This is a genomic window from Pseudomonas sp. LFM046 (assembly GCF_000949385.2).
Taxonomy (GTDB): domain Bacteria; phylum Pseudomonadota; class Gammaproteobacteria; order Pseudomonadales; family Pseudomonadaceae; genus Metapseudomonas.
The window spans coordinates 3,259,267-3,275,921 of record NZ_JYKO02000001.1; the positions used below are offsets into that span (position 1 = coordinate 3,259,267).

The 16,655-nt window shown below is 63.0% G+C and carries 12 protein-coding genes; 6 read left to right on the top strand and 6 right to left on the bottom strand.

The annotated features are described in order from the left end of the window. Window positions 1–77 precede the first annotated feature (77 nt). The 5 genes from TQ98_RS14930 (at window position 78) to TQ98_RS14950 (ending at window position 8,189) form a co-directional block, all read left to right on the top strand. Window positions 78–998: a diguanylate cyclase gene (locus tag TQ98_RS14930; RefSeq protein WP_044874457.1), complete on the top strand. Its 921-nt coding sequence runs from the start codon at window positions 78–80 to the stop codon at window positions 996–998. A 29-nt stretch (window positions 999–1,027) separates the two neighbouring features. Next, window positions 1,028–5,710, top strand: coding sequence for a CHASE domain-containing protein (locus tag TQ98_RS14935; RefSeq protein WP_044874456.1), 4,683 nt, complete (start codon window positions 1,028–1,030; stop codon window positions 5,708–5,710). 156 nt (window positions 5,711–5,866) lie between these two features. After that, window positions 5,867–6,529, top strand: a complete 663-nt coding sequence (locus TQ98_RS14940; RefSeq protein ID WP_044874455.1) for a dihydrofolate reductase family protein — start codon at window positions 5,867–5,869, stop codon at window positions 6,527–6,529. Window positions 6,530–6,722: 193 nt separating this feature from the next. After that, the gene (locus tag TQ98_RS14945; RefSeq protein ID WP_044874454.1) at window positions 6,723–7,367 is read left to right on the top strand and encodes a hypothetical protein; all 645 of its coding nucleotides are present in this window, start codon (window positions 6,723–6,725) and stop codon (window positions 7,365–7,367) included. A gap of 312 nt (window positions 7,368–7,679) precedes the next feature. Then, window positions 7,680–8,189, top strand: a complete 510-nt coding sequence (locus tag TQ98_RS14950; RefSeq protein ID WP_242443128.1) for a BRO family protein — start codon at window positions 7,680–7,682, stop codon at window positions 8,187–8,189. A gap of 167 nt (window positions 8,190–8,356) precedes the next feature. Here the strand turns inward: TQ98_RS14950 and TQ98_RS14955 are convergent, their stop codons facing one another. The 6 genes from TQ98_RS14955 to TQ98_RS14985 form a co-directional block, all read right to left on the bottom strand. Further along, window positions 8,357–9,298, bottom strand: coding sequence for an HlyD family secretion protein (locus TQ98_RS14955; protein WP_044874710.1), 942 nt, complete (start codon window positions 9,296–9,298; stop codon window positions 8,357–8,359). Window positions 9,299–9,308: 10 nt separating this feature from the next. Then, a complete protein-coding gene (locus TQ98_RS14960; RefSeq protein WP_044874451.1) occupies window positions 9,309–9,515 on the bottom strand; it encodes a DUF1656 domain-containing protein in 207 nt (68 codons plus the stop codon). Beyond that, complete coding sequence (locus TQ98_RS14965; protein WP_044874450.1) at window positions 9,505–11,661, bottom strand: FUSC family protein; 2,157 nt, start codon at window positions 11,659–11,661, stop codon at window positions 9,505–9,507. Before TQ98_RS14965 ends, TQ98_RS14960 begins: the two co-directional genes overlap by 11 nt. Before the next feature lie 48 nt (window positions 11,662–11,709). Continuing rightward, window positions 11,710–11,844 (bottom strand): NAD(P)H-dependent oxidoreductase, encoded by a 135-nt coding sequence (locus tag TQ98_RS28130; RefSeq protein ID WP_277949293.1) that lies wholly within the window; start codon window positions 11,842–11,844, stop codon window positions 11,710–11,712. Between the two features lie 122 nt (window positions 11,845–11,966). Then, window positions 11,967–12,593, bottom strand: coding sequence for an isochorismate family cysteine hydrolase YcaC (gene ycaC, locus TQ98_RS14975; protein ID WP_044874449.1), 627 nt, complete (start codon window positions 12,591–12,593; stop codon window positions 11,967–11,969). Between the two features lie 319 nt (window positions 12,594–12,912). After that, window positions 12,913–13,779 carry a pirin family protein gene (locus TQ98_RS14985; RefSeq protein ID WP_044874448.1) on the bottom strand — a complete coding sequence of 289 codons (867 nt, stop codon included), beginning with the start codon at window positions 13,777–13,779 and terminating at the stop codon, window positions 12,913–12,915. A 224-nt stretch (window positions 13,780–14,003) separates the two neighbouring features. Here TQ98_RS14985 and aceE point away from each other — a divergent pair, with 224 nt between their 5' ends. Then, window positions 14,004–16,649: a pyruvate dehydrogenase (acetyl-transferring), homodimeric type gene (gene aceE / locus TQ98_RS14990; protein ID WP_103102974.1), complete on the top strand. Its 2,646-nt coding sequence runs from the start codon at window positions 14,004–14,006 to the stop codon at window positions 16,647–16,649. Window positions 16,650–16,655 lie beyond the last annotated feature (6 nt).

Sequence of the window (16,655 nt, forward strand, 5' to 3'; positions counted from 1 at the left end):
ACAACGCCAAGGCGGCGCTTGGTGCTACCGGGTGGTTAACCCCAGGGCGAAGAGCAATATACGAAAAGGATGTCGCAATGCCCGAGCTACATGCCGATCCGAGCCTCATTCTCATCGTTGACGACAGCGTCGACACCATTCGTCTGCTGAGCGGCATGCTCAAGGACCAATGCCAGATCCTGTTCGCCACCAGCGGAGAAAAGGGCATTGGCTTGGCGCGATTGCATCAGCCGGCGCTGATTCTGCTGGATGTGGAGATGACCGGCTTGAACGGCTATGAGGTCTGCGCCGCGCTCAAAGCCGATCCAACCACCAAGGATTGCGCCGTCATCATCGTCACGGCGCATACCGGCATGGACAGCGAAATCAGGGCGCTGGAAGCCGGTGCCGTGGACTTCATCACCAAACCCTTCAATCCGCCGGTGGTGCGGGCACGTGTCCAGACCCACCTGCGTTTGCAGCAACACACGGCCATGATGCGCCAGCTCGCCAACCGTGATGGATTGACCGGGTTGTACAACCGTCGTTGTTTCGATGAAGCCTTGACGCAGGAATTCGAGCGGCACCGGCGGCAGTCGTTGCCATTGGCGCTGGCCCTGATCGACATTGACCATTTCAAGGCCTACAACGATCACTACGGTCACCCGCAGGGCGATGTCTGCCTGCAGCGTGTCGCCACAGCCATCGAAACTGCTGCCCGTCGCCCTGGTGAACTGGTTGCGCGCTATGGCGGCGAAGAGTTCGTCACCATCCTGCCGCACTGCGATGCCCATGACGCAAAAAAATTCGCCGAGCGGCTCTGTGAGGTCGTACGGAGTCTGCAGCTCGCCCATCGAACGTCCGAAACTGCCGAGCTGGTTACCATCAGCGTTGGCGTGGCTTCCCTGGTGCCGTCAGTGGAGAGCACCACGCTACAGCTGATTGCCTTGGCCGATCAGGCGCTCTACCAGGCGAAGGCCGCAGGCCGTAACCGCGCCACCGTAAGTACTCGGCCATGACTCCTGGCAAAAACGGAAAGGACCTTCCCATGCGGCCTGGCGCCTTGCACCCGACCACCCCTGTACGCTGGCTGGGCGTCGTCCTGGCGCTTGCCGCCCTTTACTACGGCGCCGCCCGCCTGGGGCTGCTCCTGGCCTTCGCCCACACCAACGCATCGCCGGTCTGGCCGCCATCCGGCATTGCCTTCGCCGCGCTGCTGCTGTTCGGCTATCGCGTGTGGCCGGCGATTGCCATCGGTGCCTTTGCCGCCAACTTTGCCGTGTTCGCCGCCAATCAGGTCGCTGCCGACGGCACGGTGGTCGTCGCATCAATAAGCATTGCCGCCGGTAATACGCTTGAAGCCGTGCTCGGTTGTTACCTGTTGCGCACCTGGGTGAAATCCGGGCACTTCCTGGCGTCACCGCAAGCGGTCGCCCAATTCGTGCTGGTCACCCTGCTGATGTGCACGGTCAGCGCGGGTATTGGCACCAGCAGCCTGATCCTCAGCGGCATCGCGCCGGCGTCTGCGCAAACGATCGTCGCCACGACCTGGTGGCTGGGCGATACCACCGGCATCCTCATGCTGACGCCCTTGCTGCTCAGTTGGGACGCTCGATCCCGGGCAGCCGGAGCGAGGCGTTCCGTCCTCGAAATGGCGCTGTCGGTGGCAGGGCTGGCGGGGGTGCTGCTGGCCCTGTTCGGTCGGCGTTTCCCCAGCGACACCAGCAACCATGCATTGGTGTATCTGCTGTTGCCAGCCATCGCCTGGACCGCGTATCGCTACGGGGTACGCGGCGTGACGGCGGTGGTGTTGCTGGTGACCGGCAGCGCCGTCTGGAGCACGACCCAGGGCTTCGGCCCCTTTACCAGCGGCACGCTGCATGAGTCCCTGCTGACCCTGGAAATATTCATTGCACTCACCAGCGTCACCGGTCTGGTGCTGGCGGCTGATCTCGCTGAACGGTCCAGGAGCGCCCAGGGAGCGACGCTCGCTGTGACGTTTCGTCAAGTTCGCCCGTATTGGTTGGCGCTGGCCGTCAGCCTCAGCCTGACCGTGCTGGCCTGGCATTTCATGGCGTCACAGGCTGACGCTAATGCCTCGGCTCGGTTCGCGCACCTGGAAGACGATGTCAAACAGCGTATCGGCGAACGCCTGAAGGCCTACGAACAAGTGCTGCGCAGCGGCCAAGGGTTGTTCCGCGCGCCCCAGTCGGTCGAGCGTGACGAATGGCGGCAGTTCGTGCAGGCCCAGGATGTCGAACAAACCTATCCGGGTATCCAGGGCATCGGTTACGCGACGCAATTCGCGCCTGAGCACAAGGCTGCGCTGGAGAGTCGTGTGCAGGCCGACGGCTTCCCCGATTTCCGGGTCTGGCCGCCCGGCGAGCGCGAGGAATACAGCTCGATCCTTTTCCTCGAACCGTTCAGCGGCCGGAATCTGCGGGCCTTTGGTTACGACATGCTGACCGAGTCGGTGCGCCGCGCTGCCATGACCCAGTCCAGGGATTCAGGCCGGGCCACCCTCTCGGGCAAGGTCAGGTTGGTGCAGGAAACGGAGAACGACGTACAGGTCGGCGCACTGCTGTATTTGCCGGTCTATCGCAACGGTTTGCCGATCGCGACGGTGGCCGAACGCCGCCTGGCACTGGAAGGCTATGTATACAGTGCGTTGCGGATCAACGATTTCATGGCGGGTACGCTTGGCACCGGCCCCGCTGAATATGCCTTGCAAATCTTTGATGGCGATGGGGACTCCGAGTCGACCCAGATGTACTCCCCGGGCTCGCTGTCGGCGCAGCAACAAGCCCAGTACCCCAATCCGCTCACCCACCAATCGACCATTACCCTGGCGGACCATCAATGGACCCTCAGATTCACGACGCTGCCAGCATTCGAAACGTCGATCGACCGGCAGAAAGCGAATGTCATCCTGATCTGCGGCTCGCTCATCAGCCTGCTGCTGTTCTTTGTCGTGCGGAACCTGACCACCTTGCGCGAGGACGCTCGGGCGCTCGCGGAGAAATTGACCGTGGCGTTCACCGAGTCGGAGATCCGCTTCGGCACCCTGGTCGACGCTGCCAGTGAGTTCGCGATCATCGCCACCGATGTCACCGGCACCATCAAGACGTTCAATACCGGGGCTGAGCGGATGCTGGGCTATCGCGCCGACGAGCTGGTCGATCAGCACCGGACCTCCGTACTGCATCTCAGCGAGGAGGTGGAGACCCGCGGCATCGAGTTGAGCCAGGAGCTGGGTTGTCCGATTGCAGGGTTCGAGGTGTTCGTAGCCAAGGCACGCCAGGGCCAGGCCGAAACGCACGAATGGACCTACGTGCGCAAAGATGGCTCACGACTCCCCGTTCAACTGACGGTCACCGCCGTGCGAAATTCGGCTGACGCCATCGTGGGTTTCCTTGGCATTGGCAAGGACATCAGCCAGGAGCGGGAAGCGGCGCAGCAGCTACGCAACGCCAAGGAGCGTGCGGAGCTCGCCAGTCGCTCAAAGAGCGAATTCGTCGCCAGCATGAGCCACGAGATCCGCACACCGATGGGGGCGGTGCTGGGCATCGCCCAACTGCTGACGAACACCTCCCTGTCCGCCGATCAGCGCAAGTACGTGCAGATGCTGCGGGGCGCTGGTGAGTCCTTGCTGGTCATTCTCAATGACGTACTGGACTTCTCCAAGCTGGAGGCCGGGCAACTGGCAATCAACCCCGCTCCGTTCCGCCTGGACAATGTGCTCAATGCGCTGGCCACCGTCATGTCGGTCAATGCTGCCCACAAGGACCTGGAGCTGGTGATCGGGGTCGAGCCCGACGTGCCGCAAGCCTGCATCGGCGATGCTCAGCGCTTGCAGCAGGTGTTGGTCAATCTGGTGGGCAACGCCATCAAGTTCACGGAGCGCGGCGAGGTCGCAGTACTCGTGCAGCGGGTGGGGGGCGACGCGGAAACGGTCACGCTGTGCTTCCGGGTGCGCGATACCGGCATCGGCATGACCGCCGAACAAATGGAGCGCTTGTTCGCGCCATTCGCCCAGGCCGACAGCTCAATCGCGCGGCGCTTTGGGGGAACAGGGCTGGGTCTGGCGATTTCGAAACGCCTGGTGACCCTCATGGATGGCAGCATCAGCGTAGACAGCACGGTCAACTCCGGCAGTGAATTCCGCGTTGTGCTTCCGCTTCAGCTGCAATCGAGTCAGGCCAGCGAAGACGCTGCGCAACGCTCACGAACCAGCTTGGGCGATTTGCGCATTCTGGTCGTCGACGACAGCCCGACCAATCGAGAGTACCTGTGCAAGATGATCGCCGGCTGGCACTGGCAAGTGGACGGTGTGGGGTCAGGTAAGCAGGCAGTGGAACTGGTGCGCAGGCTGCAACTGCGCAACGAGTTCTACGACCTGGTCATAGCGGATTGGCAAATGCCCGAGATGGATGGCCTCAGTACCCTGCAGGCGATCCGTGCGCTGTTCCCCGCGCGCGCTCTACCCACGGTTGTCATGGTCAGTGCGTTCGCGCAGGGCCAACTGATGCAGTCACCCTCGGCGACCCTAGCCGATGCGGTGCTGATCAAACCTGTCACCAGTTCCAACCTCTTCGATACCCTGCTTGAAGCACTGGCAGCACGGACAGAGCTGCATATCGCTGAGCTCCCCGAGAGCGGCACCACGGGTTCAGCCAAACCCTTGCAGGGTGTGCGCCTGCTGCTGGTCGAAGACAATGCGCTGAATCAGGCAGTGGCCAAAGGCATGTTGGAGCACGCCGGCGCGACAGTGGAGGTCGCCGACAATGGTCAGCAGGCTGTCGACAAATTGCGCGCCGATTCGCAGCGCTATCAGATGGTCCTGATGGACGTGCATATGCCGGTGCTGGATGGTTTCTCGGCGACTCGGGTGATTCGCCAGGAGTTGCAATTGAGTCTCCCCATACTCGCTATTTCCGCAGGCGTGTTGGACTACGAACGTGATCAGTGCGCAGCAGCAGGTATGGATGGTTTTATCGCCAAGCCCATTAACGTCGAGCAGATGCTGGAGACCATCCGTCAACATCTACCCACTGACATCCACACGACGCCTTCGCTCCCCCCTGTCCGGATGCCCGTGTCCTCGACGCTCCCGGAGGAAGTCGAAGAACTGGCGACCTTTGATGTCGGGCCGTTGATTGCCCTCAGCAAGAAGGATCATGCCTATCGCGCCACCCTCCTGGCATTGGTCAAGGAAATGGTGGCCCACGGGCTAACGCCCATCGCCGAGGCGCAACGTGCCTGGGCGGAAGGGCAGCACCGTGACGCGGCGATATCGCTCCACACGCTACGGGGCTCCCTGGGCAGCCTGGGCGCACGGCGCTTTGCCGCGACCGCACTGCAACTGGAATCGGCCATTCGTGCCGGCAACCGCGCAGAGGCCGAGAAGTTGTTTCCCGTGATCACGGAGGACCTGGACGCCACGCTCACGGCTGCGAAAGCCTGGCTAGCCGGTCATGCCATCGCGGAGCCAGATGAGCATGCCCCTGCAGACTTCGCACCGATCAAGGTGTCTCGGTTTTACGACCTCCTGCAGCAACAGAATTTCGAGGCCTGCTCGCTCTACGGACGGATGCGACCGTCATTGCTGGCTCAGTTGGGCAGTGAAAAGCTGACCGAGCTGGACCTGGCCATGGACCGCTTGGACTTCCACGCCGCCATCGTGGTTATTCAGCCCCTACTGGAAGGACAGCCTGACCCACGTCTCGCGTGAAATGGCCGGAAGCTGCCGTATGCCAGCGGCTGCAATCGGCCACCGGCAGTCGTTGAGCGTTGTTTCTGGCCGTTCTCTAAACTGGCATTGATGCGGATTGACTGCCTTCACCGGCGTCCGTTGATGACCGGCCAGGCGTCCAAACGGAGGCAAACGATGACACGGGTTCGCGTTGAGGGCTTCACCATCTCGCTCGACGGATACGGAGCAGGTCCGCAGCAAGACATCGACAATCCGCTCGGCGTTGGCGGGACGGAGCTGCACCAGTGGCTGGTCCCGACCCGCACGTTCCAGCGGGCCTTGTTCGGCAACGACGACGGTACGACCGGGATTGACGATGATTTCGCCGCCCGTGGCTTTCAGAATGTCGGGGCCTGGATTCTTGGGAGGAACATGTTCGGGCCCATTCGTGGGAATTGGCCGGACACCGACTGGAAAGGCTGGTGGGGCGATAATCCGCCGTATCACGTGCCAGCCTTCATCCTGACCCATCACGCTCGTCCCTCCATCGAGATGGAAGGCGGCACGACGTTCCACTTCATAACAGGCGGCATTCGCGAGGCGCTCGACCGTGCACGCGAGGCCGCCGCCGGAATGGACGTGCGAATCGGCGGTGGGCCGGCCACCATCCGGCAGTACCTTCGTGAAGGCCTCATCGATGAACTGCACATTGCTATCTCGCCGGTCCTGCTCGGCCGGGGAGAATCGCTGTTCGAAGGGCTGGACTTGCGGGCTCTGGGATACGAATGCGTTGAATTCGTCGCGTCGGAGAAAGCCACGCATGTCGTCCTCCGGCGCCAAGGGCACACGGCCGCCTAAGACCGACCTCCCTGCGGGCGCCCTTCCCGGCTGGCGGGGAAACGAATGCCGGAGGGGGTTCGACTATGCTCAGGTGAACTGAATCTGCTTCGATCGCATCGCGCAGATCAGTTGTGGGCTGCCCGTGATGTCCCTGGAAGGGGCGCGTGGCAACCCTCCAGCCACTCCAGATGCCTGTCGGAGGGGGGTCTTCTTGCGCAGCCTGCAATCGCTCGAAGCATTCCTCTGGAAGGTCGCGACCTGGCCCGTTTCCTTTTCGCGAACGCTCTGGCGAGTGCTACGCAACCCCATCGCCGTTTCGCTCTACACCCGACGACAGCTCGAGCAGCAGCCTGACCGGCGCTTCAGCGGCCTGCTCAGCCCACCGCTGATGCTGATCCTGTCCATCGTCCTTGCCCATTTCCTTGGCTTCGCCATACCGGATCGACCTTCGCCATGGGTTTCCGGCGAGTGGCTGACGCTGCTGGTGCGCAGCATCAGCTACGGCCTGTACGCGTTGATGCCGGCCATGGCCATGCTGCGGGTACGACGAGTCCGCGTAAGCCGCACCAGCCTGCGCGAGCCCTTCTACATCCAGTGCTACCTGGCCTCCCCGCTTTCCATCCTGCTGATCGGAGCCAACTTGCTGGCAGGCATCCAGGTAGCGCTGGCGATGCTGCTCACCGCCCTCGCCTGCATCTGGTACTTGTTCTCGCAGATCGCCCTGCTGCGCCGGCTCCTGGACTTGCCCCTGCTGCCGGCCACCTTCATCGCCATATCCAGGTTCGTCGTCGCCACCCTGATCGTCCTGGCCCTGATGGATCTGCTGCGGTCCGCATCCCTTACGCATATCGGGTAACCAACGGAACGCCATCCGATGAAGGCGGCTAATCAGCCGAATCCCACGCGCTAACGGCGTTGCTCCTGCCCCGCTCCGCCCATAGCCTCTGTCCCCGGCGCCTAAGAAACGCCCTAACCAGAGCGGTCCTCCGCACCCGACAGCCATGCGGCTTTTTTGTGCTCGCGGCATAATCGCGCCCGCAAAAACCTCTGCTCTGTCGGGAGTGGACTAATACAAGACCCGAAAGGGAAATACGTCCGGCCCGTCTCTGGTGGGTTTCTTAGCTCCCGACTCCAACCACGCCCTAAGAAGCGACCAGAGGTAATGGATATGCCCGACTTTCCCCAGTTCCACCCCGCCCCGTCCCCGGACGCCGAAGTCCTGATGCCCGCCACTTTCATCCGCCACAAGCTCCAGTTGCGTGCCGTGATGCTGGATGGAGAACCCTGGTTTTCCTCCAGCGACCTGGCCCGGCTGATCAACCATCCACTGGTGCCCGAACGGGTGCAGCGCAACCTGGACGACGACCAGGTGCAACGCGCCTGGATGCGCAACAGCCATGGCGACTTCGAACAGGAACTGCTGATCAGCGAATCCGGCGTCTATGCCGTGCTGATCTTCTATTACCACCCGGAGAACCGCGGCCTCCGCCACTGGATCAACCGCGAGGTGATCCCGCGTCTGCGGCAGGAGGAACGCTTCGACGAAAAAGGCCCTTACCGCGAGGTCATCCAGTGGCTCGACCGGGAACTCGAAGTCCTGCACTGGCAAGGCAAGGCCTGGCTGCACCTGGGCGATTGCCCGAACCTGCTGCAACGTCCACCGCAGGTGATCGGCTGATTCACCAGTAGGTTGGCGCCGAGGAACGAGGCCCAACGTCGGAGCCCGACCAAGGCTCCGCATCGTTGGGCTTCGTGCCTCCGCCCACGAGAAGACTCCGCTGAACTGAAACGTGAGCACCGACCGGGGCTTCCGCGTGCGGTAGTACTCCAGGCCGAATTGCGGACCTACTCGATAATAGTGACGGTGGCGGTGGTTCCGGCCCGCAGCGGCTGGGCCCCGTCAGGGCGCGGGGCCAGGCGCAGGCGGACCGGGACCCGTTGGGCGAGCTTTATCCAGGTGTAACTCGGGTTGACGTTCGCGAGCAGGCGGCTGCCTGGGAGGTTCTCGCGATCGGTGATGGCGAAGGCGATGCTTTCCACCGTTCCCTCCAGCTTCTCCCCGCTCATCAGCTCTATCCGGGCCCGGCTACCGACGTGGATGCGCGGCAGCTTGGTTTCCTCGAAGTACCCGCTGACATGGAAGGAGTCGCTGTCCACCAGGGCCAGCAGCGGGGCTCCCGGCTGTGCGAAATCGCCCTTGCGCGTCAGCAGGTTGGTGACATAGCCGCTCACCGGCGCCAGCAACCGGGTGTGCTCCAGGTCCAGGCGCGCCTGTTGCAATGAAGCCTCGGCAAGCTGCACGTTGGCCTGTGCCAGGCCCAGGTTGGACTGTTCTCTGAGCAGGCCGGCCTCTGCGACGTCAACATCGGTGCGGGCCTTTTCCCACTCTTCGTTGGATATCGCCGAGCTCAACCTCAGCTTCTGGCGGCGCTGCTCCTCGCTTCGCCGCTGCCTCAGCAGCGCCTGGTTGGCGACTATGGATGCCTGCGATTGCCCCAGTGCCGCGCGCGCCACTTCCACCGCCCGCTGCGCATGCAACACGGCCAGCTCGTAGCGGGCGGGATCGATCTGCAGGAGCAGGTCGCCCTTCTTGACGAACTGGTTGTCACTCAACGGCAGCTCGACAATGCGCCCGCTCACCTCGGCAGCAAGCGTCACCACGTCGGCTCGCACCCGGGCATCACGGGTCCATGGGGACCGGGTGTAATGCTCCCAGGCGTACCAGCCAAGGCCGAATGCAACGAGCACGGTGACAAGGGTCAGCGTCCTGGACAGCAAGGGTTTCATCGCAGGCATTTCAGACACTCACTCCCATCAATAGCACCAGAACCGCGCAGATCGCTGCATACAAGGCGCCCTGGAACAACGCCGGATGCCAGGCGAACGCGAGGACGCCAAGACGCCGCAACAGGGCGTCAAGCACCAGGAACAGCGGCAGGCTCAGCAGCAGCACCTGGGCAATCGGCGGCAGGTAGACGCCGCCCAGTTCGAAATCAGCGGGCATAGGCGCCCTCCTCTCGCGGCAACGGCGCCGGCATATCCATCAGAGGGTAGTAGCGCTGCAGCAACGCCACCGCGATCGACAGCGCAACGCGCATGATGAACAGCCTTCTCAACTCTTCACGGCCATGGCTCAGGTGCGCCTCATGAAGCGCGTCCATTGCCTGGCCTATCTGCTGTATCTCATGCAGCAGCCTGTTCAGGTCGACGAACCGCAATCCGCCTATGTAATCGGCCATGTCGCGCAGTCCCTGCTGCAGCGCCGCGCGCAGCTCCGCTGGCAGCGCCTTGCTGCTTGCGAGTTGGGCGTTCGCTTGCACCAGGGCCACCGCCAGGCCGACGCACATCAGGTTGCATTCGAAGACTTCTCGTGAGCGTGGGTCGGTGGTTGCCGGCAACAGACTGATCATGATCGCGAGTCGATCCAGCATGCGGCTCTCGAAATCGAATTGGCCGGCCGGGCCTGTCGTGCCGGTGACCTGCCGGCTGACATCCTCGCGGGACGAGCGGAACAGCCAGGCGATCCGTTGCTCCGGATTGAAGGGAAACACCAGTGCGAACACCACCATCGAGAGGAGCCCGCCTGCCAGATAGGCCCCGGCGAACTCGAACCACTGCATCGCGGTGTTGTGATAGATCAGGACATTCTGCGGACCGACCATCAACAGGGTGACCAGACCGATGCCCATGCCGATGCCCGCGGTCATGGGGCTGGCCAATCCAACCGCCACCAGATAGAGCAAGGGCGCCAGACACAGCGCGAGCATCTCGAAATCACCAAAGATCGGCAGCAAGGCGAACTGATAGATCGCCGACAGACCGATGGCCACCACCAGCCCTCTGTTGTAGTTCTGGCTGGCCAGCAGCGGGCGCGGGAAAGTGGCCATCAGCGAGCACATGACCGCCACCAGGATCAGACCGGCCCGCGCCCCGTCCCATGCCGTCTCGATCCAGAGGTAGCCCGCGAGCGAAAGCGCCAGGAAGGCACGCACGGCATTCATGCCGGCCAGGCGGAAGTCCAGGTGGAGTGCATTCAGGCCGCCCCGTCCATAGGGGCAACTGGCCGCCCGCCCCTGCTGGATGGCCTCGTTGAGCTCTATCAGTTCATCCAGTTGCTGCAGCAGGCGGGCTTGCTCCCAGCGCAACGCCCAGGCCAGAGAGTGCAGGTGGGTGGGCAGCGGTTCGGAGAGGAACTCGGCCCTGTCGGCAGATTCATCGAAACCCTGGTGAATACTCCGAAGCGCGGCTCGGCTGGCCGGTGGCAGGGCCATGCCATCACGCCCCAGCTCGTCCAGGCTGGCCAGTTCGCGCTGGCGCAGCAGCTGGATGTCGGCTGGCAGCGGCCCCTGCCAGTGCTGTTGGATCAGTTCGCGCTGCTGCCGCAGGACCAGCAGGCGTGACGTCAGCAGGACCAGTTGATTGGCGAACAGTTGCACCAGGCCATCGGCGCTGCGCAGGTGCGGCGCGTCGAAGTAGAGATGCCGGCGCAGGCTTTCCAGCGCGCTGATCTCGGTGACCAGTTGTGCCTGCCGCTGGCGAAAGGCGGCCTCATCCTCGTCGGTTCGGACCACCGCGGCGGCGTGAACGGCGATGAGCTTGACCAGGCTGTCGACCTTGGCGAAGTAACCTTTGGCTACGGCCTGCGGGCGAGCGGTGAGCAGGCTGACGAAACCGACACAGGCCACTGCCAGGAGGGTTTCCGTCAAGCGCGTGATGGCCAGCAGAAGCGTCCCGTCCGGCTCTGGAATAGCCAGAGTGGCGACAATCACGGCGGTGAATCCGCTCAGTACGAAGGCATGGGAATCCGTGTAACGCAGCAGCGTGCCGCCCGCCGTACAGAATGCCAGCCACAATGCCAGACAGATCAGGAACGGCTCCGGCGCCTGCGGGAACGCCGCCATGATCGCCACCGCCACGGCGGCGCCCGCTCCGGTCCCCAGCACCTGGGCGAAGCTGCGCTTCAGCGTCATGCCGGCCAACGGCAGGCTGATGATGACCACCGTCATCAGGGCCCACTTCGGTTGATCCAGATCGAAGATGAAGGCCAGGTACAGGCACAGCAAGCCGGCTGCCACGGTACGCAACGCAAACAGCAGCACCTCACGACCGGGGCGCAGGGCGATCTTGAAGTAGGCGATCAACGGGTTCATGCAGTGCCTTAGAGCAGACTGATCGGGTAATCCACGATCAGGCGGTATTCATCTGTCGGCAAGCTCGATGACCATGCCCGCTGGCGCCAGGCGCCTGGCCTCTCGCAGCGCCTCGGTATTGAAGGAGCCGCGCCGCAAACTGCCGGAGATACCCAATACCTTGATCCGGGGTGCATCGGCCATGTCCGCTCTCCTCACTCGATGAGTTGGCTGGTGATGACGATCTCGCCGCTCAGGACATTGTGGATGGGAAAAGTGGAAGGCCCGGTAGCCATGCCCTGGGGCATGGCTACCGGGGTTGAGGGTTACTTGCCCGCCGTCAGGGTGTTGAAGGCGGTGATGAGGTTGCGGTAATCGGGGATGTGGTTGGAGAACAGCGCCGCCAGACCTTCGATGTCGTTGCGCCAGTCGCGGTGCAGCTCGCAGGCCACGCCGAACCAGGTCATCAGCTGGGCGCCGGCGGCCTCCATGCGGCGCCAGGCGGCGTCACGGGTGACTTCGTTGAAGGTGCCGGAAGCGTCGGCAACGACGAAGACGTCGTAGCCTTCCGCGAGCGCCGACAGTGCCGGGAAGGCCACGCAGACCTCGGTGACCACGCCGGCGATGATCAGTTGCTTCTTGCCGGTGGCTTTAACGGCCTTGACGAAGTCTTCGTTGTCCCAGGCGTTGATGTTGCCGGGGCGGGCGATGTAGGGCGCGTTGGGGAACTGCTCTTTAAGTTCCGGTACCAGCGGGCCGTTGGGGCCGGTTTCGAAGCTGGTGGTGAGGATGGTGGGCAGCTTGAAGTACTTGGCCAGGTCACCCAGGGCCAGCACGTTGTTCTTGAACTTGTCGGGCTCGATATCCCGCACCAGCGAAAGCAGGCCGGCCTGGTGGTCGACCAGCAGCACGGCGGCATCGTTCTTGTCCAGGCGCTTGTATTGGAAAGACATGGTGAGTCTCCTTGCTTCGGTTGAGAACTCGCCTTTGTGAGGCGAGTCAGGGGATCACTTGCGTTGCGATTCCGGTACGTCGTTGTCCCTGGCGATCTACCGGGCCTTCCTGTCGCTCTCGATCAGCAGCATCGCTGCATCATCGCGGTCACTAATGGGAGTCTTGCCGTTGAAATTGGCGACTTGGGCAAATCTGCTCATAGTCCTCTCCTCTTTTTCGGGAACACGCCATCCTGGCCATGGCGGTCGAACCGCGGGCCCACAAATCCACAGTGGGGACTATTCAGACTAGGCAAAGACCCGGCCTGAAATCTGACCGTCAGTCGCTCATCTGGCCGAAGCGGCCGGCCTGGAAATCTTCGACTGCCTGGCGTATCTCGGCTTCGCTGTTCATCACGAAAGGACCGTAGCCAATGATGGGTTCATCGATGGGATCGCCGGAGAGCACCAGCACCAGGGCCTCATCGTTGGCCTCCAGCAGAACCTCGTCGCCAGCCCGATCAAAAAGCACTGTCTGCGCCTCGCGTACCACTTGGTAACCATTCACCTGCACCGTGCCGCGCAGCACCGCCAGGACAGAGGTGCGCCCCTCGATCAGCGGCAACTGCACCGGCTTTTCGCGCTTGAGCCGCAGGTCCCAGACATCGATCGGCGTGAAGGTCTGTGCCGGCCCTCGGCGACCCTGGAATTCCCCGGCAATCACCCGCAGTGTCCCGGCGCCGCCTGCAAGGGAAATAGCCGGAATTGATTGGTCGAGGATGGTCTGATAGCGCGGTGCCGACATCTTGTCTCGGGCCGGCAGGTTCACCCAGAGCTGGACCATTTCCAGCGTGCCGCCGCTGCGGGCAAAGGACTCGGAATGGAATTCTTCGTGGAGGATGCCCGAGGCCGCCGTCATCCACTGCACGTCGCCGGGGCCGATCAGCCCGCCGGCACCGGTGGAATCGCGGTGCGCCAATTCACCCTGGTAGACGATGGTCACCGTCTCGAAGCCGCGGTGCGGATGCTGACCTACACCCCGGCGCTGGGAGGTAGCCGGGAAATCTTGGGGCCCGGCAAAGTCGAGCAGCAGGAAGGGACTCACATGCTTGCCCATACTGTCGTAGGAAAACAGCGTGCGAACCGGGAACCCGTCACCCACCCAATGGGGCCGAGGACTGGTGTATACGCCGAGGATCTTCTTCATCGCCGACCTCCTGAAGCCAATGGCAGAAACGTTATCTCCGCAACGATGGCCTCGGTAGCCCCATTGATTCGCCCTCAGAGTTCTATTTGCTGAACACTGAACCCGCCCACATCGGTGGTAAAAACGGAGTCCTTCAGTCGCCGGCGTAAGGGTGCTCGACCCGATTCGGGCACAGACGATGACATCAGCCCTGCGTCAGTGGGGCCAAACCTGTGGAGCTCGTCATGCAAGACTTCGATCCCGTCGAAACCCAGGAATGGCTGGATTCCCTGGAGTCCGTACTCGACAAGGAAGGCGAAGACCGCGCGCACTACCTGCTGACGCGGCTGGGTGAACTGGCCACCCGCAGCGGCACCCAACTCCCGTACGCCATCACCACGCCGTACCGCAACACCATTCCGGTGACCCACGAAGCGCGCATGACCGGCGACCTGTTCATGGAACGCCGCATCCGCTCGCTGATCCGCTGGAACGCGGTGGCCATGGTGATGCGTGCCAACCGGCTGGATCCGGACCTGGGCGGCCACATCTCGACCTTCGCCTCCTCGGCCACCCTTTACGATGTTGGTTTCAACTATTTCTTCCAGGCTCCCACCGACGAGCATGGCGGCGACCTGATCTTCATCCAGGGGCCAATCGCCCCCGGCATCTACGCCCGCGCCTTCCTCGAAGGCCGCATCAGCGAAGCGCAGTTGAATGACTTCCGCCAGGAAGTGGACGGCAAGGGCCTGTCCTCCTACCCGCACCCCTGGCTGATGCCGGACTTCTGGCAGTTCCCCACCGTTTCCATGGGCCTCGGTCCGATCCAGGCGATCTACCAGGCCCGCTTCATGAAGTACCTGGAAAGCCGCGGCTTCATCCCCGCCGGCAAGCAGCGGGTCTGGTGCTTCCTCGGTGACGGGGAGTGTGATGAGCCCGAGGCGCTGGGTGCCATTTCCCTGGCAGGCCGTGAGAAGCTGGATAACCTGATCTTCGTCATCAACTGCAACCTGCAGCGCCTCGACGGCCCGGTTCGCGGCAACGGCAAGATCATCCAGGAACTGGAAGGCGTCTTCCGTGGCGCCCAGTGGAACGTCAACAAGGTGGTCTGGGGCCGCTTCTGGGACCCGCTGTTCGCCAAGGACACCAATGGCGCCCTGCAGCGCCGCATGGACGAAGTGGTCGACGGCGAGTACCAGAACTACAAGGCGAAAGACGGCGCCTACGTCCGCGAAAGCTTCTTCAACACCCCGGAACTCAAGGAGATGGTCAAGGACCTGTCCGACGATGAGATCTGGCGGCTCAACCGTGGTGGCCACGACCCCTACAAGCTCTATGCGGCCTACCACCAGGCGGTCAACCACAAAGGCCAGCCCACCGTCGTCCTGGCCAAGACGGTGAAGGGTTATGGCACTGGCGCGGGCGAAGCGAAGAACATCGCGCACAACGTCAAGAAGGTCGATATCGAAAGCCTGAAGCTGTTCCGCGACCGCTTCGACATCCCGGTCAACGACGCCGACCTGGAACAACTGCCCTTCGTGCGCTTCGCCGAGGACAGCCCCGAGTTCAAGTACATGCAGGCCCGCCGCGCCGCACTGGGCGGTTTCATGCCAAAGCGCCGCGCCAACAGTTTCAGCATCCCAACCCCGCCGCTGGACAGCCTGAAAGCCATCCTTGATGGCAGCGGTGATCGCGAGATCTCCACCACCATGGCTTTCGTGCGCATCCTCTCGCAGCTGGTCAAGGACAAGGAGCTCGGCCAGCGCATCGTCCCCATCATCCCGGACGAAGCCCGCACCTTCGGTATGGAAGGCATGTTCCGCCAGCTGGGCATCTACTCCTCCGTCGGCCAGCTCTACGAGCCTGTCGACAAGGACCAGGTGATGTTCTACCGCGAGGACAAGAAGGGCCAGATCCTCGAAGAAGGCATCAACGAGGCAGGCGCCATGTCCTCGTTCATCGCGGCCGGGACCTCCTACAGCAACCACAACCAGCCGATGCTGCCGTTCTACATCTTCTATTCGATGTTCGGCCTGCAACGCGTGGGCGACCTGGCCTGGGCGGCCGGTGACAGCCGCGCCCGCGGCTTCCTGGTCGGCGGCACCTCCGGCCGGACCACCCTCAATGGCGAAGGCCTGCAGCACGAGGATGGCCACAGCCATATCCTGGCCTCAGTGATCCCGAACTGCCGCAGTTACGACCCCACCTACGGCTACGAGCTGGCGGTGATCATCCGCGAAGGCATTCGCCAGATGATCGAAGAACAGCAGCACGTCTTCTACTACATCACCGTGATGAACGAGGCCTACCAGCAGCCCGCGCTGCCGGAGGGCGTCGAGGAAGGCATCATCAAGGGCATGTACCTGCTGGAAGAAGACAAGAAAGACGCCGCGCACCACGTGCAGCTGCTGGGCTCGGGCACCATCCTGCGCGAAGTCCGCGAAGCGGCGAAGATCCTCCGCGATGAGTTCAACGTCGGCGCCGACGTCTGGAGCGTCACCAGCTTCAACGAACTGCGTCGCAACGGCCTGGCCGTCGAGCGTCACAACCGCCTGCACCCGGAGCAGAAGCCGCAGCAGACCTACGTCGAGCAGTGCCTGGCCGGCCGCAAGGGCCCGGTCGTGGCTTCCACCGACTACATGAAGCTGTTCGCTGACCAGATCCGCCAGTGGGTACCGAGCAAGGAATACAAGGTCCTCGGCACCGACGGCTTCGGCCGCAGCGACTCCCGCAAGAAACTGCGCCATTTCTTCGAAGTGGACCGTTACTGGGTGGTCCTGGCGACCCTGGAAGCCCTGGCCGATCGCGGCGAAATCGAACCCAAGGTCGTGGCCCAGGCCATCGCCACGTTCGGCATCGACCCTGAAAAACGCAACCCGCTGGACTGCTGAGGAACA